This is a genomic window from Streptomyces glaucescens, from assembly GCF_002154375.1.
Taxonomy (GTDB): domain Bacteria; phylum Actinomycetota; class Actinomycetes; order Streptomycetales; family Streptomycetaceae; genus Streptomyces; species Streptomyces glaucescens.
Genome location: NZ_MUND01000361.1, coordinates 1 through 2,207 on the forward strand (window position 1 = coordinate 1; position 2,207 = coordinate 2,207).

Sequence of the window (2,207 nt, forward strand, 5' to 3'; positions counted from 1 at the left end):
AGCTCCCGCAGCCGGGCGAGGGCGCGTACGCAGCGGGTGCGTACGGCGGCCGAGCTGACGTGCAGGGCGTCGGCCGTCTCCTGGATGCTGCGGTCCTCCCAGTAGCGCAGGACGACGACCGCCCGGTCCTTGGCGGGCAGCCGGGCCAGCGCCTCCAGCAGGGTCAGGCGCAGGGAGGTGTCACCGCCGGCGGTGTCCGCCCGTTCGGGGAGGACGTCGGTCGTCCGCTCGGTGCTGCTGCGCCGCCGCTTCTGGGCGAGGAAGGTGCGGGTGAGCACGGTCTGGGCGTAGGCGGCGGGATTCCCGGCGCGGCTGACGCGGTGCCAGCTGACGTAGAGGCGGCCCAGCGTCTCCTGGACCAGGTCCTCGGCGTGGTGGGTGTCACCCGCGGTGAGCAGACACGCGGACCGGTACAGGTGCGCGGCGCGTGCCGCCGCGAACTCCGCGTACTCGTCCGCCCGGCCCCGTCTCATCCACGCCCCCGCCCTCGCACCGACGCTGTCACCTCATTGATGCGGTGGGGGCCGGGAAATGTTTCATGCCGCGTGACGATTTTCTCGCCGCGCTGTGGCGGCTAGAAGAACTCCGACCACGGCTGGTCCCAGATCTGCTTGACGCAGAGGATGAGGAAGAGCAGGCCCGCGAGGGTCAGCATGCCGTTGCTCAGCCAGCCGTTGCGCCATTCGCGGGGGGTGCGGGCGGAGTTGAGGAGCCACAGGAGGGTGCCGGCGAGGAAGGGGAGGAAGGCCGCGCCGAGGACGCCGTAGAGGATGATCAGGCGGAAGGGCTGGCCCTGGAAGAGCAGGATGATCGGGGGGAAGGTCAGCCAGAGGAGGTACGCGCGGAAGGGCCAGGAGCGTTCGCGGGTGCCGGCGGCGATCTCCGCGCCCTTCGCCTGGTCGCCGCGGCGGTAACGGGCCACGAAGTCGGCGAACATCAGGCTCACGCCGTGCCAGACGCCGATCAGGGAGGTGAAGGAGGTGGCGAAGAAGCCGATGAGGAAGAACTTGGCGGTGGCCGTGCCGTACTCGGCCTCCAGGATGTCGGTCAGCTGGATGAGGCCCTTGTCGCCGCTGGCGATGGCCACGTTCGCGGAGTGCAGGAGTTCCGCGCCGACGAAGAGCATGGCCACGACGAAGATGCCGGTGGTGGCGTAGGCGACCCGGTTGTCGAGGCGCATGACCTTCATCCAGGTGGTGTCGGTCCAGCCTTTGGCGTTGACCCAGTAGCCGTACGCCGCGAGGGTGATGGTGCCGCCGACGCCGCCGATCAGGCCGAGGGTGTTGAGGATGGAGTCCTTCTCGTCGGGGAGGACCGGGAGCAGGCCCGCGAAGGCCTCGCCGAGGTTCGGGGTGACCCGGATCGCCAGGTACACCGTCACCACGAACATGACGCCCACCAGGACCGTCATGACCTTCTCGAACACGGCGTACTTGTTGAACCAGACGAAGACCAGGCCCACGAGTCCGCAGGCCACGCCCCACCACTCGAGGTCCATGACGTCCGGGAACAGCGCCTGGAGCGGGAGCGCGCTCGACGACATCGCCGCCGCGCCGTAGACGAAGCCCCACACGACGAGGTAGACGGCGAAGAAGGACGTCGTCCAGCGGCCGAGGCTCGCCCAGCCGTCGAAGAGGGTGCGGCCGGTGGACAGGTGCCAGCGGCCCGCCGCCTCGGCGAGGGAGATCTTCACCAGGCAGCCGAGGACGGCGGCCCACAGGAGCGTGTAGCCGAAGCTGCTGCCCGCGATGAGGGTGGCCACCAGGTCACCGGCGCCGACCCCCGTGGCGGCGACGACGATCCCGGGACCGATGTACTTCCAACTCGACTTGCGGGGCGTGGGGTCCGGCCCGCCGACCTGTGCTGCCGCTGTGTTTCCCGTCGTGTCCGCCATGAACGTCAAGAAAGCCGATGGTCAGCGTCGCGGCAAGAGGGCGTGCGGGATCTCCACCGTTTGCGCCCAGCTGATCGAACGCGCACGAACGGGCCCCGGCGGCCGGATGTGCCACCGGGACCCGGGCCGCTCCCGTGCTACGGCTGCCGCCGGCCGCAGCCGTCGCACGCGCACGTGCCGAGTTCGAACCACACGGTCTTGCCCGCCCCGTCCTGGTGACAGCCCCAGCGTCGGGCGAGCGCGTCGACCAGGTACATCCCGCGGCCGTTCTCCGAGGTGCCCGCCTGAAGCACCTGCGGCACCCGGCGCCCGG

At 70.4% G+C, this 2,207-nt stretch carries 3 protein-coding genes; all 3 read right to left on the reverse strand.

Annotation, left to right across the window (positions count from 1 at the left end):
- Positions 1–473, reverse strand: a 473-nt coding sequence (locus tag CCN42_RS23200; RefSeq protein WP_086738474.1) for a SigE family RNA polymerase sigma factor, incomplete at its 3' end; no start/stop codon positions are given.
- A 101-nt stretch (positions 474–574) separates the two neighbouring features.
- Positions 575–1,894, reverse strand: coding sequence for an Nramp family divalent metal transporter (locus tag CCN42_RS23205; RefSeq protein ID WP_086738476.1), 1,320 nt, complete (start codon positions 1,892–1,894; stop codon positions 575–577).
- A gap of 137 nt (positions 1,895–2,031) precedes the next feature.
- Positions 2,032–2,207 (reverse strand): ATP-binding protein (locus CCN42_RS44690; RefSeq protein ID WP_143661994.1); only part of this gene is annotated, 176 nt, incomplete at its 5' end.